Genomic DNA, 20,192 nt, shown 5'->3' with positions numbered 1-20,192 from the left:
GCGTCAGTCCAATTTCCAGATGAACCCGGCGTTGCCATCGTGGCCCTCCAGAGCTGCGTGAAGGTCGCCGATGATGCGGTCAGCGCTCGTCATGGCCTGATAGATGTTCTCGTCGCAGGCGAAGACACGGCCGCTCTTAACAGCGGTAAAGTCAGCGAGCAGCGGGTTTTTTGCGACAAGGTCGTCAAGCGAGGTGACGCTCGCATCGACGGTCGTGTTGTAGATGATTACGTCGGCGTCGTGCGCGTCGGCATAGAAGGTTTCCAGGTCGATGACGGCCTGCACCGATGAGGAGGCGCCCCCATCCTCATCGGCCGGGTCAAACGAGAGGAAGGTGCCACCGGCCATCTCGATCATCTGCGAGAAGTAATCGGTCGACCGGCGCGTGACGGCCGCCCCGTCCTCGTTGATGTAGAAGAACGCCGCTGTCTTGCCGAGCGGCTCGTCGGCGGATGCGGCATCGATGCGCGCGGCGAGGCGCTCAAAGCTTTTCTGCGCCTCGTCTTCGCGACCAAAGATGGTGCCCATGAGCTTGATCCACTCAAGACGTCCCAGCACCTCTGGCTCGGTGCTCGACTGCTCGGTGAGCACGACGCATCCGAGGTCCTCGAGCTTGGCTTTGATATCGGGCGCATGGTTGATCTTGGTGTTCTCGATCGCCAGCGTGCAGCCCTTGTCGGCGATGAGCTCGAAATCGGGCGCGCTGTACTTGCCCCCGTATACGGTGGAGCCTTCCTCGAGCGCTTGCGTGAGATGGTCGTTCGGGCTGTCTTCGGCGGTCACGGACGATACGGTCACATCGTCCAGGGTATCGAGTTCGTCGAGCAGGCAGATCATGCCCGTCGAGACGAGATAGACGCTGCTCGGCTGCTGCTCGATGATGGCGATGTCCTCGTCGAGCCCCTGCGGCACCTGTGCGCCCTCAGGGACGATGAGGAAGCGGTCGCCGTTGGAGATGCACACCAGGCGGTACCCGTCCTCGAAGGTGTCGATGGTGAAGTTGCGGGCATAGGAGAGATCTAAGGGCTGCGCGTCTCCGAGGTCGCACCCGACGTCGATATCGTGCCAGTCACTGGAATCCTGCAGCGTGGTGCTTGTGTGCTCGGATGCTTCCCGGCTCCCGGCAGCCGTGGGCTGCGAACCCGATGGTGACGTGTTGCCGCATCCGCCGAGCAGTGAGGCGGACAGCAGGCAGACGCAGGTGAACAGGAGCGCGACAGCACGGCGTTTTGGAAGCTTTGGGTGACGGTTCATGGGCAGGTGGCTTTCTCGTGTGATGGGATGCCGTCCGCGGTGTCGAGCGGAGGCACGTTCACCATGATAGTCTCTTGCGCCGATGTGGAGTACGATGGCACGAAATCGAACTGTGCGAAACGGAGGCATCGATGCCCACCCCTGAGTTCATCGTGCGCCTGAGGGAGCGCATCGGTCACGACCCGTTGTGGCTTGTGGGCGTGACCGGCTATATCGAGGACGAGTCCGGCCGAATACTACTCGGCAAGCGGACAGATACCGGGCGCTGGGCGCTCATCTCGGGCATCAACGAGCCGGGGGAGGAGCCTGCCGATACGCTCGTACGTGAGGCGGCCGAGGAGGCGGGCGTTCGCATCGCCGTGCGCGAGCTGGTGTCCGTCCATGCCGACCCGCGCGAGGTTACCTATGAAAACGGCGACCGCGTCCAGTATCTTGAGCTTCTCTTTACCTGTCGGCTTTTGGACGAACCTTGCGCGGCGTGCGTCTCGGACGAGGAGAGCTCGGATGTCGGCTGGTTCGACCTGGCCCAGCTGCCCGAACCGCTTTCGGAAAGCTCGCGCGAGCGCATCGAGCTCGCAGCGCGCTATCGTGCCCGCGCGGGGTGCGGCGATGCGCGCACCCTGTTTCGATCGGCGGACAGCTGGCTGCCGTATGGGCGGACGGGGAGCACCGCAGGCGACGTCGTGCTGCGGGAGCGTGATGCGCGGTGAGTTGGTCTGCATGGGACTTTGCTTCGACATCGGGTTTTACGGCAAGCCTGCCGCTTGCTCAATCGACGATCGATCTCGATGTCGCCGGCCGCCCCGATGAGCGGGTCGTCGAACGGGCGCTCGACGACCCGATGACGCAGGTCATGTTCGTCAACGGGCCGCGTGTGGCGGTCTGGCGAAGCGACGGAGTACAGGCGCCTGATGCGTTGATGTGCGATGCGGACCCTGCGGCACCCAGGCCCGATGCGTCTGCGCCCGTCGGGCATCTGAACATGGCGTTTATCGCGGGGCCCGCCGTGCGCACCGAGGCGCTGCGCGAGGGAGCCCTTGCCGTCTACCTGGGGCGCGACAGAACGGAAGATCGCGTCGTCCGCTACATCGCCCTCGATGTCACGCGCCTGGGGGAGCAGACGGGCCCTCGGTATGAAAGCGACCTGCTGGCCCGTATCGGTGCGTCCTGCGACTGGGTCGAGCTGCGCTCCTTTGCGCCTTGCGCGTCGGCGCGCGAGGCGGGGCTTGCCGTCAGCGCCGTCGCGGTCTGCTCCTGGCATGCCTCGCAGCGCTTCTGCCCGTCGTGCGGCGCTCCGACCCGTCCCATCTTAGGGGGATGGGCGCAGGCGTGCACGAACCCCGAGGATGCTGACCGGCTGCTGTTCCCGCGCATCGAGCCTGCGGTCATAACCGCTATCGTCGATGACTCCGACCGCATTCTTCTGCAGCATAATCGCGCGTGGCGTCCGCGTTTCCATTCCGTCTCGGCGGGGTTCGTTGAGGCGGGGGAGAGCCTTGAGCATGCCGTCAGGCGAGAGGCCGTCGAAGAGGTGGGCATCGCGCTCGGTGACGTCGCCTACCTTGGATCGCAGCCCTGGCCCTTTCCGGCCTCCATCATGCTCGCTTTTCGTGCGCGGGCGCTCGACAGCCACATCGCCGTTGACGGCGACGAGGTTGAATCCGCTCGCTGGTTCACACGGGACGAGCTCGTCCGCGCCGTTGCCTGCGGTGCTATCGAGCCGCCGGGACGTGCCTCCATTGCGCGCCACATGATCGAGTCGTGGCTGGGGCGCGAGCTTGCCTGATGCCGTCGGCGGCCGATTTGCGCACGATGGGCGATGCTTACCGTGAGCTGACCTAAGCCTAACCGCTTCTTGTCCTGCACGGGCTATCAGTAGAACAAAGACCGATAGCGAGGACATGGAGGCCGATCATGGGCGAGTGGGATGAAATCATCGGAAAGCGTGAAAGCGAGTTCACGGGGCTCAAGGGCACACTTCTGCGCTACGGGGGCGCCACCTTCGTCTTGCTGGTAGTGATTCAGCTCATCAAGGCGCTCATGCTGGTGTTCGGTTTTACGTCTGCCCAGCTGGATACACCTTTCTTGGTCGTCTCGGCCATCGCGTTTTTCGTCTATCCGGTTGTGGCTGCCTGTTCGCGTGGTCGCAGGACCCGCTGACGCCTCGGCGCTGAAGGCGCGTCAGGAGTCCAGCTCGCGCTCGAGGGCCGCGATATCGCCGGTGAAATGATGCGCGCGCATGCCGGCACGCTCGGCGCCGCGGCAGTTGTCGGCGTTGTCATCGACAAACAGGCAACTCGCCGGATCGAGATCGAACCGTTCGCAGAGGAGATGGAAGATCGCGGGGTCGGGCTTCATGATGTGCTCGAAGCCCGAGACGACGCGTCCGTCCATGAGCGGATAGGCCGGACAGCCCGCAAGCTGCCGGTCGATCGTGGTCGATGCGTTGGAAAGCAGGTACAGCCCGTAGCCGTCCCGTTTGAGGCGGGCCGCGAGGTCACAGACGGGCATAAGGGGGCGCGAGCGCTCCGGCCAGCGCTCGAAGCAGTCGATGAGGTTCGGATGGAGCCGTGTCGGCAGGTGCCACGTGGCTATGTTCAGCATGGTTTCGTGGTCGATGGCGCCCGCATCGAGGAGCGCCCATTCCGGACGTGCGAAGAGCGCCCCGTGCAGCATGCGCGCATCGGTCTCGTTGTCGGTGAACATCCGTGCAAAGACAAGGCCGTCAAACGTCATGAGGACGTTTCCCATGTCGAAGACGACGTTTCCGATAGGCATCTTATGCCGCTCCTTCCGTCAGCGTCGTCGGCTTGCGCGCAGAGGGTGCGCCTAGACGCACAGCGCCTCGTCGGCCGCGCGCTTGATTCCGCTCCACATGGCAAAGCCCCAAACCGGCGTCTTCTGGAGGTAGCGGATCTCGCCGGCGACGGGATCGAGGACGGTCGCGAGCTGGAAGGCAGCGTACTTGATATTGGGTTTCTCCTGCACATAGCGCAGCGCGCCGGGATTGATGGGGTGCTGAAGGATGACCGGATAGATGGCGATGCCCTTCTGCAGGCCGCGCGGAACCCCTTGATAGTTGTTGAGCGCCCATGAGGTGCAGGCTTCGCTGTAGGCGCGCATCTTCTCGTAGTCGGCGCTGTCGTCCGCCACGATGAAGTAGTACTGGTGCATATTGGTGAGCGCGGCAGAGAAGCGCGTCGTGAGGAAAAGATAGGCGCCGAGTTCGGGGACAAACTGCGGATCCTGCTGCAGTCTCGCGGCGACCCGCTGAAGGTAGGAAGAGAGCCGATCGCCCATCGGCGCACTTACCGCGGACTGTACGGGCTGCGCGGGCGCAAGGGGTGCGACGGGTGAGGGGGCCGCCCCTGTCGTCGCAGGGGCGGCCGGCGCGCTCACCGGTGCGCCGCATGCATTGCAAAAGCGGGCGTTGTCGGGAATCTGGTTACCACAGGTGCTGCAGAACATGGCTCCTCCTGCCGTGCGTGATCGAATCGGATCGTGGTCTACAGGATAGTCCCCGACGAGCGCGCCTCCGCGTTGCGCAACTAAATCGGCGCGGCGGAGCGCTCGTCGGTGCCGGAGAACTCGATGACGGCGTACGGGCTGCCGGATTCGTCGGCGAGCTCCACGACCGTGTTTCCGTCGAGCTGACCGACGGCGGGATGCAGGGTATCGCCTAAAACCGCCGCCTTGCGGTAGTCCACCCTCACCTGGCTCGGCAGCACCTCGCGAGGGAGCTGGTCGAGCGCGATCTGGATGTACTGGCAGTTGTTGACATGCTCGTTCGTGTCGATGAGGCCGCGGCCCACAGCAAGGGGCTCGCGCCGCTCAAGCTGTTCGGGCATGTTGATGCGCCGGCTTTCGCGCGGCATGGGAAGCGGCTCATGGGACCCGTAAGGTGCGACGTGGCGTTCGTCCGGTTTGGCGAGGCGCCCGCTTGCAAGATCGAGGAACGCCCAGGTGGAGTCCGCCCGCGCGATCAGCGAACCATCGGCTCCCTTGAGGTAGAAGTTGCGGCGTCCGGTCACGCCCTTAAACGATGTGGCGAACGTCCCGACGGTCACGCTCTCGCAGAGCGCGGGATAGCGGTCGATGACGATCTGCCAGTGGGTGAGAAACCAGGCGCGATGCTCGCGCTTAAGCCACTCCATTCCGACGCCGAGCACCTCGGACTGAAAGGTGCTGCAATCCTGAAACGCGTTGACGAGCGCCGGGAGCGTCATGACGCCGCGATGTCCGACCTCGCTGTAGCGGACATGCCAGGAGTACTCGAAGGAGTTGTCGTCGCGAACGAGCGATCGGATATCAGAATCCATGGGGCGATGCTTTCTGCCGCGTGGCGGCGTCGGAGTCGGAGTCTAAGTCGGAGTCTAGAAGTTCGAGCCGTTCCATCCGAAGTGGGCGGTCGCGTGATAGTCGATGTAGATGCGGGCCGGATCGATGCCGAGCGTGTCGCTGACGGCGCTGGTGACAAGACCTGTCAGCTCCTCCCAGACATCCCGGGAGATCTCGGCGCGCGCAAAGATGCCGACCTCGATGAAGGCGCTGGGCTCCGCATCGTCACCGGCGAAAAAGATCGGCGCGCCCCCGTCGAAAAGGCACATGAGCCATTGCTCCGATTTGCCGGGAACGGTCGAGATGGCATCGCCGAACGCGCGCTTGAGATCGAGCTGTGCCTCGCGGGGAATATCGGTTGAGGCGTGGACATGGATGACGGGCATGGTTGCTCCTTTGCGCAGAAATGAGAGGGGGGGGCTACGCGACGTCGGGGCCCTGAACGAACCACTCGAGCATGCCGGCCCTGCCGGTATCGTCGAGGTCGATGGCGGCGATACCGGCGGGCTTGAGGCCCAGGCTGACGCCGGACAGGCGCTCGACGACGTTGTTCATGAAGGGGATGTGGCCGACGGCGATGAGGCAGTCGGCGTCCGTTGCGGCGAGCTGCTCCAAAAACGCGTCCTCGTTTTGCTCCCACAGGCTGTCGACGTGCACGATCTCGTGGTCGCCGCCGAGCGAGCGATCGATTTCGGCTGCGGTCTGAAGCGCGCGCACCGCCGGGCTCGACCAGATGGTCGCGTGCGAGGCGCTATGGGCGTCGAGCAGGTAAAACGAGCGCATGAATCCATCGACCGACGCAAGCACCGCCCGCGCGGAGTCGGTGAGCTCGCGGTCGAAATCGGATTGGCCGGGCTCGAGTCCGCGCGCTTTGCCATGACGGACAAGGATGAGCTTCTTTATCATGATGCGAGTCCTTACTCGGGGCGAAAAAACCGTCGCTTTCGATTCTACCCGACCGTGACGCGAATGGTTCGATTTCCGGGCATCAGTCGCCCGCCCGCCGCTCGCGTCGCGCCGCACATGTGGAGCGTCGAGTTTGAGCGGAAACTTTACCGCGTACGTTGTAGAATACAAAGGATTGCTCCCTGAGGCGATGCGCATGCGCATCCAGGAAGGAGATTACCGTGTCTGAGAACATCGCCGGCACCTTGAGCGTCTCCAACGACGTCATCGCCGATATCGCCGGTTACGCCGCCCTGTCCTGCTATGGCGTGGTCGGTATGGCCGAGCAGCAGCAGGGCGTGGAGTCCGTGCGCCTGCTCGCCGGGCAGCGCCTGCGCAAGGGCGTGCTCGTCTCTTCCACCGAGGAGGGCCTCGCGCTCGATCTTCATATCGTCATCGAGAGCGGCGTCAACATGAAGTCCGTGTGCGAGAACCTCGCGAGCTCCGTGTCGTTCGCCCTCGCCGAGATCGCCCAGATCGATCCGACGCACCTCAAGATCGCCATTCACATCGACGCGCTGAAGTCGCGCAGCTAGCACCGAATCGAGTTTTGGAGATACGCAAAGATGATCGCGAAAACCATCCGCACCTGCTTCCCGATCGCGGCTAAGGCAGTTGCCGACAAGGCGGAGGACATCAACAAGCTCAACGTCTTCCCGGTTCCCGACGGCGACACGGGCACCAACATGTCGCTCACGCTCGCCTCGGTGGTCAAGGAGCTCTCGTCGCTGCCCGCCGACGCCGACATGGAGGGCATAGCCGCCGCCATCACGCACGGCTCCCTCATGGGCGCCCGCGGCAACTCCGGCGTCATCACCTCGCAGATCCTGCGCGGTGCCGCCGAGGGGCTTGTCGGCGCGGGCAACCCGACGACGAGCGCCGATGTCGCCGCCGCCCTGCGCCGTTCGGTCAAGGTGGCCTTCCAGGCGGTCCGCAAGCCCGTCGAGGGCACCATCCTCACCGTGCTGCGCGACATCTCGACCAAGGCCGACGAGTGCGAGAAGAAGAAGCTCGCCCTCGACGAGACGCTCGACGCCATCGTCGTGGAGGCCTATCAGTCCGTCGCCCGCACCCCCGACCTGCTGCCTGTTCTCAAGGAGAACGGCGTCGTCGACTCCGGTGCGTTCGGTTTCGCCATCTTCCTCGAGAACTTCGTCTCAGCTGCCCTCGGCCGCACGGCGCAGGTCGAGGAGATCTCCACCACCTTCGATGCCGGGTCAGCGCGCGAGAGCGCTCTTGGCCGCGTCGAGATCGAGGCGAACGACGACTGGGAGGGCTCGGAGTTCCGCTACTGCAACGAGTTCCTCTTCAAGGCCGAGAAGCGCTTCGATGAGGACGAGTGCCTGAAGTTCCTCGCCTCCATGGGCGACTGCGAGCTGCTCGTCGGCGCCTATCCCGACTACAAGATCCACGTCCACTCCAACACGCCCAACCTCGTGCTCGAGCACATGCTCCAGTTCGGTCAGATCTACGAGGTCTTCATCCACAACATGGACATGGAGTCCCATGAGCGCACCGCCAAGATCCATGCCGATCAGGATGCCGCGGCAGAGCCCGCCAAGCCCCTGGGCTTCGTCGCGGTCGCTGCCGGTTCGGGCGAGGCCGAGATTCTCACCTCCATGGGTGTGGATGTCGTCGTTTCCGGCGGCCAGACCATGAACCCCTCCACCGCGGACCTGCTGGCAGCGGTGGAGCAGGTCAACGCTGACGCCGTGATCATCCTGCCCAACAACGGCAACATCCGCATGGCGGCCGAGGCCGCCGCGAGCGCATGCTCCGACAAGCAGGTGCTCGTCGTTCCCACCAAGACGGTCCCGCAGGCGTTCTCCGCGCTGTTCGCCGTCATGCCCGATACGCCCGCCGACGAGGTTGCCGAGGCCATGGCCGAGGCCGCCGGCGAGGTGCGCGACGGCGAGGTCACCTGCGCGGTGCGCGATAGCTCCGCCTCCGACGGCAGCCCCATTCACGCCGGCGACGTCATGGGCATCATCTCCGGCTCCATCGACGTGGTGGGTGACGACGTCAAGCAGGTCACGCTCGACTGCATCGCGCGCATGCAGGACGAGGAGGAGGGCGACACCCTTACCATCCTGGCCGGCTCCGACATGTCCGATGAGGACTTCGAGGACCTGATCGCCGCCATCGAGGATGCCCAGCCCGACCTCGAGATCGATTCCCATCGCGGCGAGCAGCCTCTGTATCCCGTGATCTTCTCCATCGAGTAGGCCGTGCCCGAGCAGGTTCGCGCCGCCGTTCTGCGCGCTGCCGACAGGCTTGCCCGCATGTCGGTGCTCGCACAGGACGTGTCGCGGCTCAAGTATGTTTCAGGAGCACGAGAGGAGGCCCTTCGTCGGCTCGGCATCGAGTCGGTGGGGGACCTCCTCTTTCACATTCCAAGGCGCTATCTCGATTTCTCTCATGCGTATACCATCGAGTCCGCGCCCTTGGGCCAGGTGTGCACGATCGCTGCGACCGTGGACCGCGTCGTCGAGAAGCGTCCCCGGCCCCGTATGAGCGTCACCGAGGTTCATCTCGTCGATGAGACCGGTGTGCTGCAGGTCGCCTTCTTCAAGCAACCGTGGATCGCGCGCGACATCGCGGCCGGCGACCGCCTTGCCGTCATGGGCAAGGTCGAGTTCGCCTACGGCTTCAAGCAGATGAGCTCGCCCCACTACGAGAAGCTCGATGCGGGTGCCGCCGGCTCGATCATGCCCGTCCATCCGGTGGGGGAAGGCATCAGTCAGGCGTGGATGCGCCGTATCGTCTCGGGCGCGCTGGAGTGCGCGCAGACGTTTTCCGATCCGCTTCCCGCACGCCTGAGGGCGCACCGCAAGCTCATGAGCGCATCGCGCGCGCTGCGCGCCATCCATTTCCCGTCATCGATGGGGGAGCGCGACCTTGCACGCCGCCGTCTTGCCTATGAGGAAGTGCTGCTGCTCCAGCTGGCGCTGAGGCTGCGCAACGATGCGAACCTGCTCGACGTCGCCCCGGTTTCCCATCGGCGCGGGGAGCATGTGGAGGCGTTGCTCGCCGCCCTTCCGTTTGCCCTGTCTGACGAGCAACGTCAGGCCGCCGACGAGATTCTCGATGACATGGCTCGCCCCGACCGCATCATGAACCGCCTGCTGCTGGGCGATGTGGGCACCGGCAAGACGGCGGTCGCCTTGGTGGCCGTCGCCTCGGCTGCGGACAGCGGGTCCCAGGCCTGCATCATGGCGCCGACGAGCGTGTTGGCGCAGCAGTATGCCGCAACGAGCGCCCCGCTCCTGGAACAGGTGGGTGTCACCTCGGCCCTTCTGACCGGAGCGACGCCTGCAGCCGAGCGGGAGCAGATCCTGGAGCGGCTGCGTGCGGGACGCCTTGACGTGCTGTTCGGCACTCACGCGGTGCTTGCCGACGACGTCGTCTTCAACCGCCTTTCGTTTGTGGTCATCGACGAGCAGCATCGGTTCGGCGTGGGGCAGCGCAACGCGTTGCGGGCGAAGGGCCCGGGTGCCGACCTGCTCGTCATGAGTGCCACGCCCATCCCGCGCACACTTGCGCTGTCGGTCTACGGCGACCTCGAGACGAGCATCATCCGCCACAGGCCCGTACCCGGAGCGGGCGTCACCACGCGTGTGCTCGATGAAGCGAACCGCGACATCGCCTACGGCGCCATACGCGACGCGCTCGCCGCCGGGCACAGGGCCTACGTCGTGTGCCCGCTCGTCGCGGAGAGCGATAGCTCCGAAGAACTCGAAGACGTCCCGGGCATCGAGCGCGATGACGAGGGGCGCCCGGCGGCGGGCCCGCGCCTGCATGCGGTCGAGACCGAGGTGGAGCACCTCACCCATGTGTTTCCGGAGGCTCACGTGGCCATGCTGCACGGCCGCATGACCGCGCGCGAGAAGGACCGGGTGATCGACGAGTTTCGCACCGGCTCCATCGATATCCTCGTCTCCACGACCGTGGTCGAGGTCGGCGTGGACGTCTCCGCCGCGACCGTCATGGTCATCGAGAACGGCGAGCGATTTGGCTTGGCGACCCTGCATCAGCTTCGCGGCCGCGTCGGCCGTGGCTCTGACGCGGGCACCTGCTTCGTCATGGCCCCGGCGTCGGGGCGCAAGCGGATCTCGCCTGCACTCGAGCGCCTCCGTGCCCTCGAGCAGACCTCGGATGGCTTTGCCCTCGCCGAGCTCGACTTGCGTCTGCGGCACGAGGGCGAGATTCTCGGTTTGCGCCAGCACGGCGGTGTCACCCTGCGCTTCGTCGACCTCGATGCCGACACCGATCTGATCGAGGCGGCGCATGCGGACGCCGTGGAGCTTTTGCGCTCTGCGCCGCGCCTCGACTCGACGGCGACGCGCCCGGTGCGCTACTGTGTCATCGACAAATACGGCGACGTGTTCAAGGAGGTGAGCGGGGGATGAGAATCGTATCGGGCGAGTGGCGCGGACGCCGCCTGTCGGAGCCGACCGGCCGTGACGTCACGCGGCCGACGACCGACCGCGTGCGCGAGGCGATGGCCTCCATGATCGAATCGGCGCGCGACGATGGTATCGAAGGGGCTCGTGTTCTCGACGCCTTTGCCGGTTCCGGTGCGCTCGGCATCGAGATGCTCTCGCGCGGAGCCGCTTTCGCCTCGTTCTACGATACGGATCGCAAGGCCGCCGTCCTGGTTCGCTCCAACCTCGAGGCGCTTCGCTGCGAGCGCGAGCGCTATCGTGTGACCTGCGGTGACGTGCTTGCGTGCGCGGCGCGCGGACGCGTGGTCGGCGCCCCGTTCGACCTCGTGTTCATCGACGCCCCGTATGCGCTCGGCTCCGAGCCCGCCTGCGAGCTGCTGGTTGCGCTCGCCCGGCACGGGTTGCTGAGCGCGCACGCCCTGGCGATCGCCGAGCGCTCGGCGAGCGATGCGGGCCCGCGGCCGGAAGGCTTTTCCGTCGTGCGCGAGAAGCGTTACGGCACGACCGCGGTTGACCTGCTGCGGCTCGACTGACGCAGCCGCCTCTTCGTTTCGTCCCTTCGATCAGAAAGTTCACCCATGCAGACCGTTATCGAGCACGCGCTTGTCCCGGGAACCTTCGATCCCATCACCTTTGGCCATATCGATGTGGTGACGAGGGCCCGCAGGCTCTTTCCGCGCGTGACCGTCGCCGTTGCCGCGTCTATCGGCAAGAACGGCTCCGGTCCCACCTTCAGTCTCGAGGAGCGCGTCGAGCTCGCGCGCGAGGCGCTCGGGGACCTCGATGGGGTCGAGGTCAGGCCGTTTCGCGGGCTGCTCGTTGACTTCGCTCGCGAGGAAGGGGCGGGCGCCCTGGTGAAGGGTCTGCGCGCCATGACCGACTTCGAGTACGAGCTTCAGCAGGCCGACCTCAACTATCGTTTGGATTCGGATCTTGAGTCCATCTTCGTCATGAGCGCCCCGCAGTACGGCTACATCTCCTCGTCCGTCGTGCGCCAGATCGCCTCGTTCGGCGGGGATGTGTCCACGCTCGTTCCCGCAAATGTGGTTGCGGCCTTGCGGGAGCACTACAAGTAAGGAACACAACGGTGCGGCCATCTCGGCCCGCCATGCGGCATGTGATACTATTAGCTGTTGATAGCAGCCAACGGAAGGAGACTTGATGGCTGGCGACAACTTCCCCGGCGAGAGGATCGAGAGCCTTGTCGACGAGCTTGAGGGCATCATCGACGAAGCCAAGCCCCCTTTCGGTAAATCCGCCCAGTTCAAGGTCATCGAAACCGAGGTGTTCTATAACATCCTCGACGAGATTCGCATGAGCTACCCCGAGGAGTGGCAGAAGTCCCGCCGCATCCTCAAGGAGCGCGACGAGCTCATGGCGAGCGCGACCGCGCAGGCCGACTCCATCATCGCCGACGCCCAGCAGCAGGCGCTCACCATCGCCGGCGAGCAGGAGATCGTGCGCCTGGCCCAGCAGCAGGCCGACGATATCCGCGAGCGTGCCCAGCAGTACGAGCGCGAGACCCGCTACGCCGCCGAGGATTATGCCGAGCAGGTGTTCACCCACCTCGAGGAGAACCTGAAGTCGCTCACCTCCACGGTCGCCCGCTGCCGCCAGCAGCTCAACGAGGGTGCTAACAACCAGAACGGTTCTTGGTAGCGATGGACGGTATGAAGCCGGTTGTCATCGAGCTCGCCGACCGCCTCGAGAACCCCGGCGAGTCGCTTGCGCTTGCCGAGACAGTCGCGCTCGACGGCTATTCGACAGGGGAGAAGGACTTCTCTCTGGCCGACGGCGTCTCGTACGATGTCGTGCTCACCAATGCCGGAGACGGCATCTTGGTGACAGGCATCGTCCGCGCTCACGCTCAGGGCGCTTGCGACCGCTGCCTCGAGCCCGCCCACTTTGACATCGCGGGCGAGATCGAGGAGTACTACCTGTTCGAGGAGCCCGAGGACGCCGACGCCTACGAGGACGGTTTCGAGCTCGTCGGCCCTGAGCGCACGGTCGATCTGTCCGGAGCGATCTGGGACGCCATGGTCATGGACACGCCGTTTGTCGTGCTGTGCCGACCGGACTGCGCGGGGCTGTGCCCGACCTGCGGCGCCAACCTCAACGAGGGGCCCTGCGGGTGCGAGACGGCCGCCGAGCAGGCTTGGGTCGACAGCGACGACAACCCGTTTGCCGCGCTGAAGAACCTGAAGCTCGACGCGTAAGGGTCGGGTGAGCGCCCTCAGGGGCAGCTACCTGCATGTGGAGATTATAAAAAGCTGGACACACGCGCACACTATGCTAATATCGCTACTTGCGCGTAATCGTGCCGAGACACAGTAAAAGAGAGGTTATCATGCCAGTACCTAAGCAAAAGAAGGGCCGCGGAGCCACTCACACCCGTCGTTCCGCCAACATGAAGATTGACGCCCCGTCCCGCTCCGTCTGCCCTCGCTGCGGCGCCGTCAAGCTTCCCCATCACGTCTGCCCCAACTGCGGCTACTACAAGGATCGCGAGGTCATCGTCACCGAGTAGCGTGTGGCGTCTCTTCGATCGCGCAGGTGTCTTTGGCAGCGTGAGAGATATGGAACCGTATGGCCGGCTCGCAGAGTCGGCCATTTGTCGTTAAGGGGGATTGCCCTATGAGGAAGGTACGCATCGCCGTCGACGTCGTGGGCGGCGACGAGGAGCCGAAGGTCGTTCTCGACGGCATCGACGCGGCGCTTGCCGCCGATCCCGAGCTCGAGGTCATCGCCGCCGGCCCCGCCGACATCGTCGAGCCGTTCGCCGCCGAGCGCGAGCGCGTCGAGGCGCTCGTCGCGCCCGACATCATCGCCATGGAGGACGACCCCATCCAGGCCGTCATGCACAAGCGCAAGTCCTCCATCGTGCTTGCGTGCCGCGCCATCAAAAAGGGGCAGGCCGACGGCTTTTTCTCCGCCGGTTCCACCGGTGCGGTCACCGCTGCGGGCACGGCGTACGTCACCCCCTTCAAGTACGTGAACGCGGAAGGGGAGAAGCGCCCCATCCGCCCCTGCATCGTCAGCGAGATCCCCAACCGCGCAGGCGGTTTCACCGTTCTTGCCGACATGGGCGCCAACCCTGACGTCGAGCCTGAGGATATCGTGCGCTTCGGTCAGATGGGAGCGACGTATGCGCGCATCGTCTGCGGCATCGCCAACCCGCGCGTCGGCCTGTTGTCCAACGGCACCGAAGACAAGAAGGGCTCGCAGTTCACCAAGGAGTGCTTCCCGCTCATGCGCTCGAGCGTCAAGGGCTTTGCCGGCAACTGCGAGGGCACCGATCTGACCTCCGGCAACGTCGATGTGGTCGTCTGCGACGGCTTCTCGGGCAACATCGCGCTCAAGTGCACCGAGGGCGCGGCGAAGCTCTTGCTCCACGAGTTGAAGGGCGTGCTGCTCGGCTCGCTCGGCGGCAAGGTGGCGGCGCTTCTCGTCAAGCGCGGGCTCAAGGCCATCCAGGCGAAGCTTTCCGGCGACGCCCGCGGCGGCGCGGTGCTGCTCGGCCTGCGCGGCGTGGTGGTCATCGGACACGGCGCGACGAGCGTGGAGGCCGTCAAGAACGGAACGCTGACCGCCGCCAACGCCGTGCGCGGCAATCTTGTGGAGATGCTTGCCGCCTCGATGGATAACATCGTGCGCTAGGCCGTCGCGCTTTCAGCCACGTGTGCGAACGGGTAGAATCTTGAGGTGCCGGGCACCCCGCCCGCCCTCATGAAAGGAGTACGCTCATGGAGCGCACCGAAATCTTCGACAAGGTCGCCGACATCGCCTCCGACATCCTCGGGGTCGAGATCGATCAGATCACCGAGCAGACGACCTTCGATGACCTCGACGCCGATTCGCTCGACCGGCTTCAGCTCGTCACCGCCATGGAGGACGAGTTCGGCATCGAGTTCGACGAGGAGCGCCTGCTGTCCATCTCGTCGGTCGCCGACGCCATCGACGCCATCGCCGCTCAGGAGGGCTAACGCGTGCCCGTATCCGATAAGATCGCCCGGGTGGAAGCGATCTGCGGTCACACCTTCCGCGACCGCGTGCTGCTCCGCTCGGCCATTACCCATCCCTCGGCGGTCGAGGGGCAGCCCGTCGACGCCTCCTATGAGCGCCTCGAGTTCCTTGGCGACTCCATCCTGGGTTCCGTCGTCGCGCTCGCGCTGTATCGCGCCTATCCGCAGTTCGACGAGGGCAAGCTCACACGCCTGAAGGTCTCCTTGGTGTCGGGCATGACCCTGTCCGAGGTGGGACAGGAGCTTGGCATCGACGAGTGCATCATCTTCGGTTCGTCCGAGATGGGCACCGGCGCGCGCGGCATGCACTCGGCGCTCGAGAACGTCTACGAGGCGCTCGTCGGTGCCCTGTACCTCGATGGCGGCTGGGATGCCGCCGAGGCCTTCATCAATCGCACGCTCAAGCCGCATCTTGCCACCGAGCGCGCCGAGCATCCGACGAATCCCAAGTCCTATCTGCAGGAATGCGTGCAGCGCGACCACATGGAGGCGCCCGCCTACAAGCTGGTCGACAGCAGCGGCCCCGCCCATGAGCCCACGTTTACCGCTGTGGCGATCGTCGACGGCGTTCGCCGCGGTCGGGGAAGCGGATCTTCCAAGAAGGAGGCCGAGGCTGCAGCCGCCCTGGACGCCCTTGAGCGCATGGGTTATACCCATAACGGTGTGATCTTGAAGCGCAAGCTCGGTTAGCGGGGTGTTCGCGTGTATCTCAAGTCGCTGACCCTCAAGGGATTCAAATCGTTTGCCGATCGCGCCCACATGACGTTCGAGCCCGGGCTCACCGTTATCGTGGGCCCCAACGGGTCGGGTAAATCCAATATCTCCGACGCCATCCTCTGGGTTTTGGGCGAGCAGAGCGCCAAGCAGCTCCGCGGCCAGGCCATGGAGGACGTCATCTTCTCCGGGTCCTCTGCCCGCAAGCCCGTCGGCGTGGCCGAGGTCACGCTGGTCCTCGACAACTCGGACCACGTCCTGCCTGTCGAGTTCGACGAGGTGGCCATCACGCGCCGCATGTACCGCTCCGGAGAGTCCGAGTATCTCATCAATTCGAGCCCGTGCCGTCTCATGGATATCCAGGATATCCTGCACGATTCGGGTTTGGGCAAAGACACCCACTCCATCATCAGCCAAGGAAAGCTCGACTCGATCCTGCAGAGCCGGCCCGAGGAGCGCCGTGCGCTGATCGAGGAGGCCGCCGGCATCTCCAAGCACAAGCGCCGCCGCGAGCGCGCCGCGCGCAAGATCGCCTCCATGGATGAGCACCTGACGCGCGCCCGGGACATCAGCCGCGAGATCAATCGCCAGCTGAAGCCGCTCGAGCGCCAGGTCGATCGCGCGCGCAAGCATCGCGACCTGACCGCCCGCGCCCGCGAGCTCACGCAGATCCTCGCCGTCGACGAGCTGCGCAGCCTCCAGGCGAGCTGGACCGATCTGGAATCCCGTTCCAAGGAGGCCGCCGCCGCTGTCGAGCTCTCCCGCTACCGCCTGTCCGAAAAGGAGCGTGAGCTGGAGAAGCTCCAGGTCATGCTCGAGGAGAAGGGTCTGTTCGTCGGCGATTTGGGCGAGCAGCGCCGCCATATGCAGGACGTCGTCGGCCGCATCGGCTCGGATATGCGCCTGCTCGAGGAGAAGGGCCGCAACATGGTCGCCCGTCTCTCCGAGATGCGCGGTTCCCTTTCCGGTGCCGAGCATCAGCGCAAGCGGGCTGCCGAGGAGCTCGCCGACGTGCGCGCCAAGCTCGATGATGTCCGCGCTGCCGCCGACGTGGCGCAGGCCGACGTCGCCGAGCTTGCCCCTGCCGCCGAGCAGCTGCACGCGCGGCGCGTCGAGCTCGATGAGCTCATTGCGCGCCTGACCCGTGAGCGGCGCGAGGCACAGCGCACCGCTGACGACGCCGCCCTGAGCTACGTCAAGGCGAAGGAGACCGTATCCAACGCCGAGCTCGAGGACTCCATGTACGCCTCGCGTCTCGAGCAGATCGATGCGCAGGCCGAAGAGGTCCGCGCATCGCTGGAAAGTCGTCGGGTCCGCGCCGAGGAGCTTGACGCCGAGCTCGCCGATGCGCGCGCTCGCCGCGACGAGGCGAAGGTGTCTATCGAGGCGGCCCGTGCCGCCGTCGACGACCGCCGCGCCAAAGAGGCCGAGGCGCGCACGCGCCACTCTGAGGTGACCTCGGAGCTTGCAAGCCTCAAGCGCATCGACGAGCGCATGTCCGATTCCTCTCCGCTCGCCGCGAAGGTCCAGCGCGCTCACGCCGGCACCGTTCGCGCGCGCTTGGGCGATGTCATCGAAGCTCCCGCCGAGCTCGAGGACCTGGTCGAGGGCCTGCTTGCCACCGGTATCGACGCGCTTGTCGTCGACAATGCCGAGGCGCTCTCGTCGCTTGGCGCATACGCTCTCGAACAGCAGGGGTCCGACGGCGAGGCCGTGCTCGTTTCGCGCGCCGGCGCTGCCGATGAAGCCGCCGCCGGCGCTGTCGGCTACCGCCTCGTCGAGCGCCTGCGGGTGCGCGAGGGCTATGGGGCCGCTGCGGCCGCGCTGCTCGGCTCCTACTATGTCGTCGACTCGATCGACGAAGCGCTCGCGGCACCGCGTATCAGCGGTGTCACGTATGTGACGCCTGACGGCGCGCGAATCTTTTCGGGGGGCGCGGTGCGCATCGGCAGCGCCGCCGACGCGCACGCCGGCACGCTCGAGCGCAAGCGTCGTATCCGTGAACTTGAGGACCTGGAGCCCGAGCTCTCGGTCGTTCTTGAGCGCGCGACCGAGCGCACGGTCGAGGCGAACGAGGCGCTTGCGGCCGCTCGTTCCGCGGATGGCGATATCGCTGGCGACATCGCACGACTCGAGGGTGAGCATCGATCGCTGCTCTCCGAGATTGGCCGTCTCGAGCAGGCTCTTTCCGCCGCCGTCGCGGAGCACTCCCAGGTGGAGCGCCGGCGCGCTCAGGCGGCCGAGGCTGTTCGCGCCGTGCAGCCGCAGCTCGACGAGCTTGCAAGCACCCGTGACGATGCTCGCGATCAGGCCGATGCCCTGGGCGCGCAGATCGAGGACGCTACCGACGACCTCGAGCGCGTCCGTCGCGATGACACCGAGGCTGCCGGCAAGCTCGCCGATGCGAAGGTTCGCCTCGCCCAGGCTACCGAGCGTCTCCGCAGCCTCGAGACCCGCTCGCCCGAGCTCGAGCGCCGTCTTGAGTCCATCGATCGCCGCATCCGCGCCACGCGTCAGTCCTCGCGCTCCCTTGAGGTGCTGCGCCTGCGCGTCGATCCACTGCACGACCGCTACCAGGCGCTGTCCGAGCGCGCCCTGGATTGGGCGGCGCGCCTGCGCGATCAGGCGTCGCTCGAGGAGGCTGATTCCGCATCCCTCAAAAAGACGATCGAGACCGCCCGTGGCGAGGTCGCGCGCGTAAAGGAGGAGGTCGAAACGGCGACCGCTGCCGTATCCCAGCTGAGCGTCGAGCGCGGTAAGCTCGAGGTCCAGGTGGAAAACGCCATCTCCGCCATCACCGCCGACGGGACCACGGTGCTCGAGGAGGCCCTCACGCTGCCCGCCCCCGACGATCGCGCGGCCTGCGAGCGCGAGCTCGCCGACCTGGTGCGGCAGATCAACAACCTCGGACCCGTCAACCAGGTTGCGTTCCAGGAGTACGAGCGGCTTCGCGAGCGCGCTGACTTCATCGCCGCACAGCTCGCCGACCTCGAGCACGCCCGGGGGGCCCTCACCAAGATCACTGCGGCCATCGATCGCAAGATGAAGCGCCAGTTCCTCCTCACGTTCGAGAAGGTCGACGCGAACTTCCGCGAGGTCTTCGGTATGCTGTTCCCCGGCGGTCAGGCCCACCTTGAGATGACCGATCCCGAGCGGCCCACCGAGACCGGCATCGAGGTCGTGGCGCAGCCGCGCGGCAAGCGCATCTCCAAGATGACGCTCATGAGCGGTGGCGAGAAGAGCCTGACGGCCCTTGCGCTGCTGTTTGCTGTATACCGCACGCGCACCGTGCCGTTCTACGTGCTCGACGAGGTCGAGGCGGCGCTCGATGACTCCAATCTCGGCAAGCTCATCGGCGCGATCGACCACCTGCGTCGCACCACGCAGCTCCTTGTCATCTCTCACCAGCGCCGGACGATGGAGGACGCCGACGTCCTCTACGGCGTTTCCATGCAGGCAGACGGCGTGAGCCGGGTCGTAAGCCAAAGGCTCGACCGGAAGACCGGAAAGGTCGTGAACGCATAGATGGGACTTTTTGAGAATCTTTCCCGCGGACTGCAGCGCAGCCGTGAGGCCCTGAACGAGATCTTCTACTTCGGCGGCGAGGTCGACGAGTCGTTTTGGGAGGATCTGGAGGACACGCTGGTGATGGGGGACATGGGCGCCGACATCGCCATGTCGGTCACCGACGATCTGCGCGAGCTCGCGGCGCGCAGGAACCTCAAGACATCGCGCCAGCTGCGCGAAGCGCTCGCAGACCGGCTTGCCGAGACATTCGTCGAGCCCCAGGAGGACCCGTTCACCTCAGTTCCCTCGATCGTCCTGTTCGTCGGGATCAACGGCGCCGGCAAGACCACGACGGTCGGCAAGATCGCCAGCGCTTCGGCCAAGGCCGGCATCAAGACCATCATCGGTAGCGCCGACACCTTCCGCGCCGCTGCCATCGAGCAGCTCGACGTGTGGGGCGAGCGCGCCGGCGTGCCGGTCGTGAAGCGCGACCGCGGCTCCGATCCGGCGAGCGTGTGCTACGACGTGCTCGATGTCGCCGACCGCGAGGGCAGCGACCTTGTCCTCATCGATACCGCCGGGCGTCTTCACACCTCCGCTGACCTCATGCGCGAGCTCGCCAAGGTCGTCAACGTGACGCGCAAGCGCGCCGAGCGCTGCGCGCGCGGCCCGATTCCGGTGCGCGTCGTGCTCGTCATCGATGCGGCCACCGGGCAAAACGGACTTTCCCAGGCGCTTGAGTTCAACGAGGCGCTCGGCATCGACGGCGTCATTATGACCAAGCTCGACGGCACGGCCAAGGGTGGCATCGCCATGGCGGTCGCCTCTAAGCTCAAGCTGCCGATCCTGCGCGTCGGCGTGGGCGAGCAGGTCGACGACCTGCAGTGCTTCGACGCCCGCGATTTCTGCCGCGCACTCGTGGGTGCAGACGAGTAACCTGCCCGTCATCATCCGGTACATCCGATAG

The 20,192-nt window shown here is 65.6% G+C and carries 22 protein-coding genes; 16 read left to right on the top strand and 6 right to left on the bottom strand.

What is annotated here, in order from left to right; all coding sequences use genetic code 11:
• Positions 1 to 3: 3 nt before the first annotated feature.
• A complete protein-coding gene (locus QUW00_RS06845; protein ID WP_289613638.1) occupies positions 4 to 1,254 on the bottom strand; it encodes an ABC transporter substrate-binding protein in 1,251 nt (416 codons plus the stop codon).
• Between the two features lie 131 nt (positions 1,255 to 1,385).
• Here QUW00_RS06845 and QUW00_RS06840 point away from each other — a divergent pair, with 131 nt between their 5' ends.
• The 3 genes from QUW00_RS06840 (at position 1,386) to QUW00_RS06830 (ending at position 3,414) form a co-directional block, all read left to right on the top strand.
• Positions 1,386 to 1,964, top strand: coding sequence for an NUDIX hydrolase (locus tag QUW00_RS06840; protein WP_289613637.1), 579 nt, complete (start codon positions 1,386 to 1,388; stop codon positions 1,962 to 1,964).
• Positions 1,961 to 3,040: an NAD(+) diphosphatase gene (nudC, locus tag QUW00_RS06835; RefSeq protein ID WP_289613636.1), complete on the top strand. Its 1,080-nt coding sequence runs from the start codon at positions 1,961 to 1,963 to the stop codon at positions 3,038 to 3,040. Before QUW00_RS06840 ends, nudC begins: the two co-directional genes overlap by 4 nt.
• A 128-nt stretch (positions 3,041 to 3,168) precedes the next feature.
• Positions 3,169 to 3,414 carry a hypothetical protein gene (locus QUW00_RS06830; protein ID WP_289613635.1) on the top strand — a complete coding sequence of 82 codons (246 nt, stop codon included), beginning with the start codon at positions 3,169 to 3,171 and terminating at the stop codon, positions 3,412 to 3,414.
• 21 nt (positions 3,415 to 3,435) lie between these two features.
• Here the strand turns inward: QUW00_RS06830 and QUW00_RS06825 are convergent, their stop codons facing one another.
• From QUW00_RS06825 to QUW00_RS06805, 5 genes are all read right to left on the bottom strand, one after another.
• Complete coding sequence (locus tag QUW00_RS06825) at positions 3,436 to 4,032, bottom strand: HAD family hydrolase (protein ID WP_289613634.1); 597 nt, start codon at positions 4,030 to 4,032, stop codon at positions 3,436 to 3,438.
• A 51-nt stretch (positions 4,033 to 4,083) separates the two neighbouring features.
• Complete coding sequence (locus QUW00_RS06820; protein WP_289613633.1) at positions 4,084 to 4,722, bottom strand: zinc ribbon domain-containing protein; 639 nt, start codon at positions 4,720 to 4,722, stop codon at positions 4,084 to 4,086.
• Positions 4,723 to 4,802: 80 nt separating this feature from the next.
• Positions 4,803 to 5,573 carry an acyl-[acyl-carrier-protein] thioesterase gene (locus QUW00_RS06815; protein WP_289613632.1) on the bottom strand — a complete coding sequence of 257 codons (771 nt, stop codon included), beginning with the start codon at positions 5,571 to 5,573 and terminating at the stop codon, positions 4,803 to 4,805.
• 54 nt (positions 5,574 to 5,627) lie between these two features.
• Complete coding sequence (locus tag QUW00_RS06810; RefSeq protein WP_289613631.1) at positions 5,628 to 5,978, bottom strand: phenylpyruvate tautomerase MIF-related protein; 351 nt, start codon at positions 5,976 to 5,978, stop codon at positions 5,628 to 5,630.
• Positions 5,979 to 6,012: 34 nt separating this feature from the next.
• Positions 6,013 to 6,498 carry a SixA phosphatase family protein gene (locus QUW00_RS06805; RefSeq protein WP_289613630.1) on the bottom strand — a complete coding sequence of 162 codons (486 nt, stop codon included), beginning with the start codon at positions 6,496 to 6,498 and terminating at the stop codon, positions 6,013 to 6,015.
• 221 nt (positions 6,499 to 6,719) lie between these two features.
• Between QUW00_RS06805 and QUW00_RS06800 the strand changes: the two genes are divergently transcribed.
• The 13 genes from QUW00_RS06800 (at position 6,720) to ftsY (ending at position 20,161) form a co-directional block, all read left to right on the top strand.
• Complete coding sequence (locus QUW00_RS06800) at positions 6,720 to 7,073, top strand: Asp23/Gls24 family envelope stress response protein (RefSeq protein WP_289613629.1); 354 nt, start codon at positions 6,720 to 6,722, stop codon at positions 7,071 to 7,073.
• 30 nt (positions 7,074 to 7,103) lie between these two features.
• On the top strand, positions 7,104 to 8,762 hold the full coding sequence (locus tag QUW00_RS06795; RefSeq protein WP_289613628.1) for a DAK2 domain-containing protein: 1,659 nt from the start codon (positions 7,104 to 7,106) through the stop codon (positions 8,760 to 8,762).
• A gap of 57 nt (positions 8,763 to 8,819) precedes the next feature.
• On the top strand, positions 8,820 to 10,946 hold the full coding sequence (gene recG, locus QUW00_RS06790; RefSeq protein WP_436232159.1) for an ATP-dependent DNA helicase RecG: 2,127 nt from the start codon (positions 8,820 to 8,822) through the stop codon (positions 10,944 to 10,946).
• On the top strand, positions 10,943 to 11,515 hold the full coding sequence (gene rsmD / locus QUW00_RS06785; RefSeq protein WP_289613626.1) for a 16S rRNA (guanine(966)-N(2))-methyltransferase RsmD: 573 nt from the start codon (positions 10,943 to 10,945) through the stop codon (positions 11,513 to 11,515). The genes recG and rsmD overlap by 4 nt, the downstream gene beginning before the upstream one ends.
• Positions 11,516 to 11,560: 45 nt before the next feature.
• Positions 11,561 to 12,058, top strand: a complete 498-nt coding sequence (gene coaD / locus QUW00_RS06780; protein ID WP_289613625.1) for a pantetheine-phosphate adenylyltransferase — start codon at positions 11,561 to 11,563, stop codon at positions 12,056 to 12,058.
• A gap of 85 nt (positions 12,059 to 12,143) precedes the next feature.
• Positions 12,144 to 12,641, top strand: a complete 498-nt coding sequence (locus tag QUW00_RS06775) for an ATPase (protein ID WP_289613624.1) — start codon at positions 12,144 to 12,146, stop codon at positions 12,639 to 12,641.
• A 2-nt stretch (positions 12,642 to 12,643) separates the two neighbouring features.
• Positions 12,644 to 13,198, top strand: a complete 555-nt coding sequence (locus QUW00_RS06770; RefSeq protein WP_289613623.1) for a YceD family protein — start codon at positions 12,644 to 12,646, stop codon at positions 13,196 to 13,198.
• 131 nt (positions 13,199 to 13,329) lie between these two features.
• Positions 13,330 to 13,509 carry a 50S ribosomal protein L32 gene (gene rpmF, locus QUW00_RS06765; RefSeq protein WP_204560275.1) on the top strand — a complete coding sequence of 60 codons (180 nt, stop codon included), beginning with the start codon at positions 13,330 to 13,332 and terminating at the stop codon, positions 13,507 to 13,509.
• 107 nt (positions 13,510 to 13,616) lie between these two features.
• Entirely contained in the window at positions 13,617 to 14,639 is a 1,023-nt protein-coding gene (gene plsX / locus QUW00_RS06760) for a phosphate acyltransferase PlsX (protein WP_289613622.1), read from the top strand.
• 86 nt (positions 14,640 to 14,725) lie between these two features.
• On the top strand, positions 14,726 to 14,965 hold the full coding sequence (locus QUW00_RS06755) for an acyl carrier protein (RefSeq protein WP_289613621.1): 240 nt from the start codon (positions 14,726 to 14,728) through the stop codon (positions 14,963 to 14,965).
• A gap of 3 nt (positions 14,966 to 14,968) precedes the next feature.
• Positions 14,969 to 15,694, top strand: a complete 726-nt coding sequence (gene rnc, locus QUW00_RS06750) for a ribonuclease III (RefSeq protein ID WP_289613620.1) — start codon at positions 14,969 to 14,971, stop codon at positions 15,692 to 15,694.
• Between the two features lie 12 nt (positions 15,695 to 15,706).
• Positions 15,707 to 19,243 (top strand): chromosome segregation protein SMC, encoded by a 3,537-nt coding sequence (gene smc, locus QUW00_RS06745; RefSeq protein WP_289613619.1) that lies wholly within the window; start codon positions 15,707 to 15,709, stop codon positions 19,241 to 19,243.
• The gene (gene ftsY / locus QUW00_RS06740) at positions 19,244 to 20,161 is read left to right on the top strand and encodes a signal recognition particle-docking protein FtsY (protein ID WP_289613618.1); all 918 of its coding nucleotides are present in this window, start codon (positions 19,244 to 19,246) and stop codon (positions 20,159 to 20,161) included.
• Positions 20,162 to 20,192 lie beyond the last annotated feature (31 nt).

It is taken from the genome of Collinsella tanakaei, assembly GCF_030373545.1.
In the GTDB taxonomy this organism is placed as follows: domain Bacteria; phylum Actinomycetota; class Coriobacteriia; order Coriobacteriales; family Coriobacteriaceae; genus Collinsella; species Collinsella tanakaei_C.
Note: the sequence above shows the minus strand (reverse complement) of the source record. Positions and strands in the feature narration are given on the sequence as shown.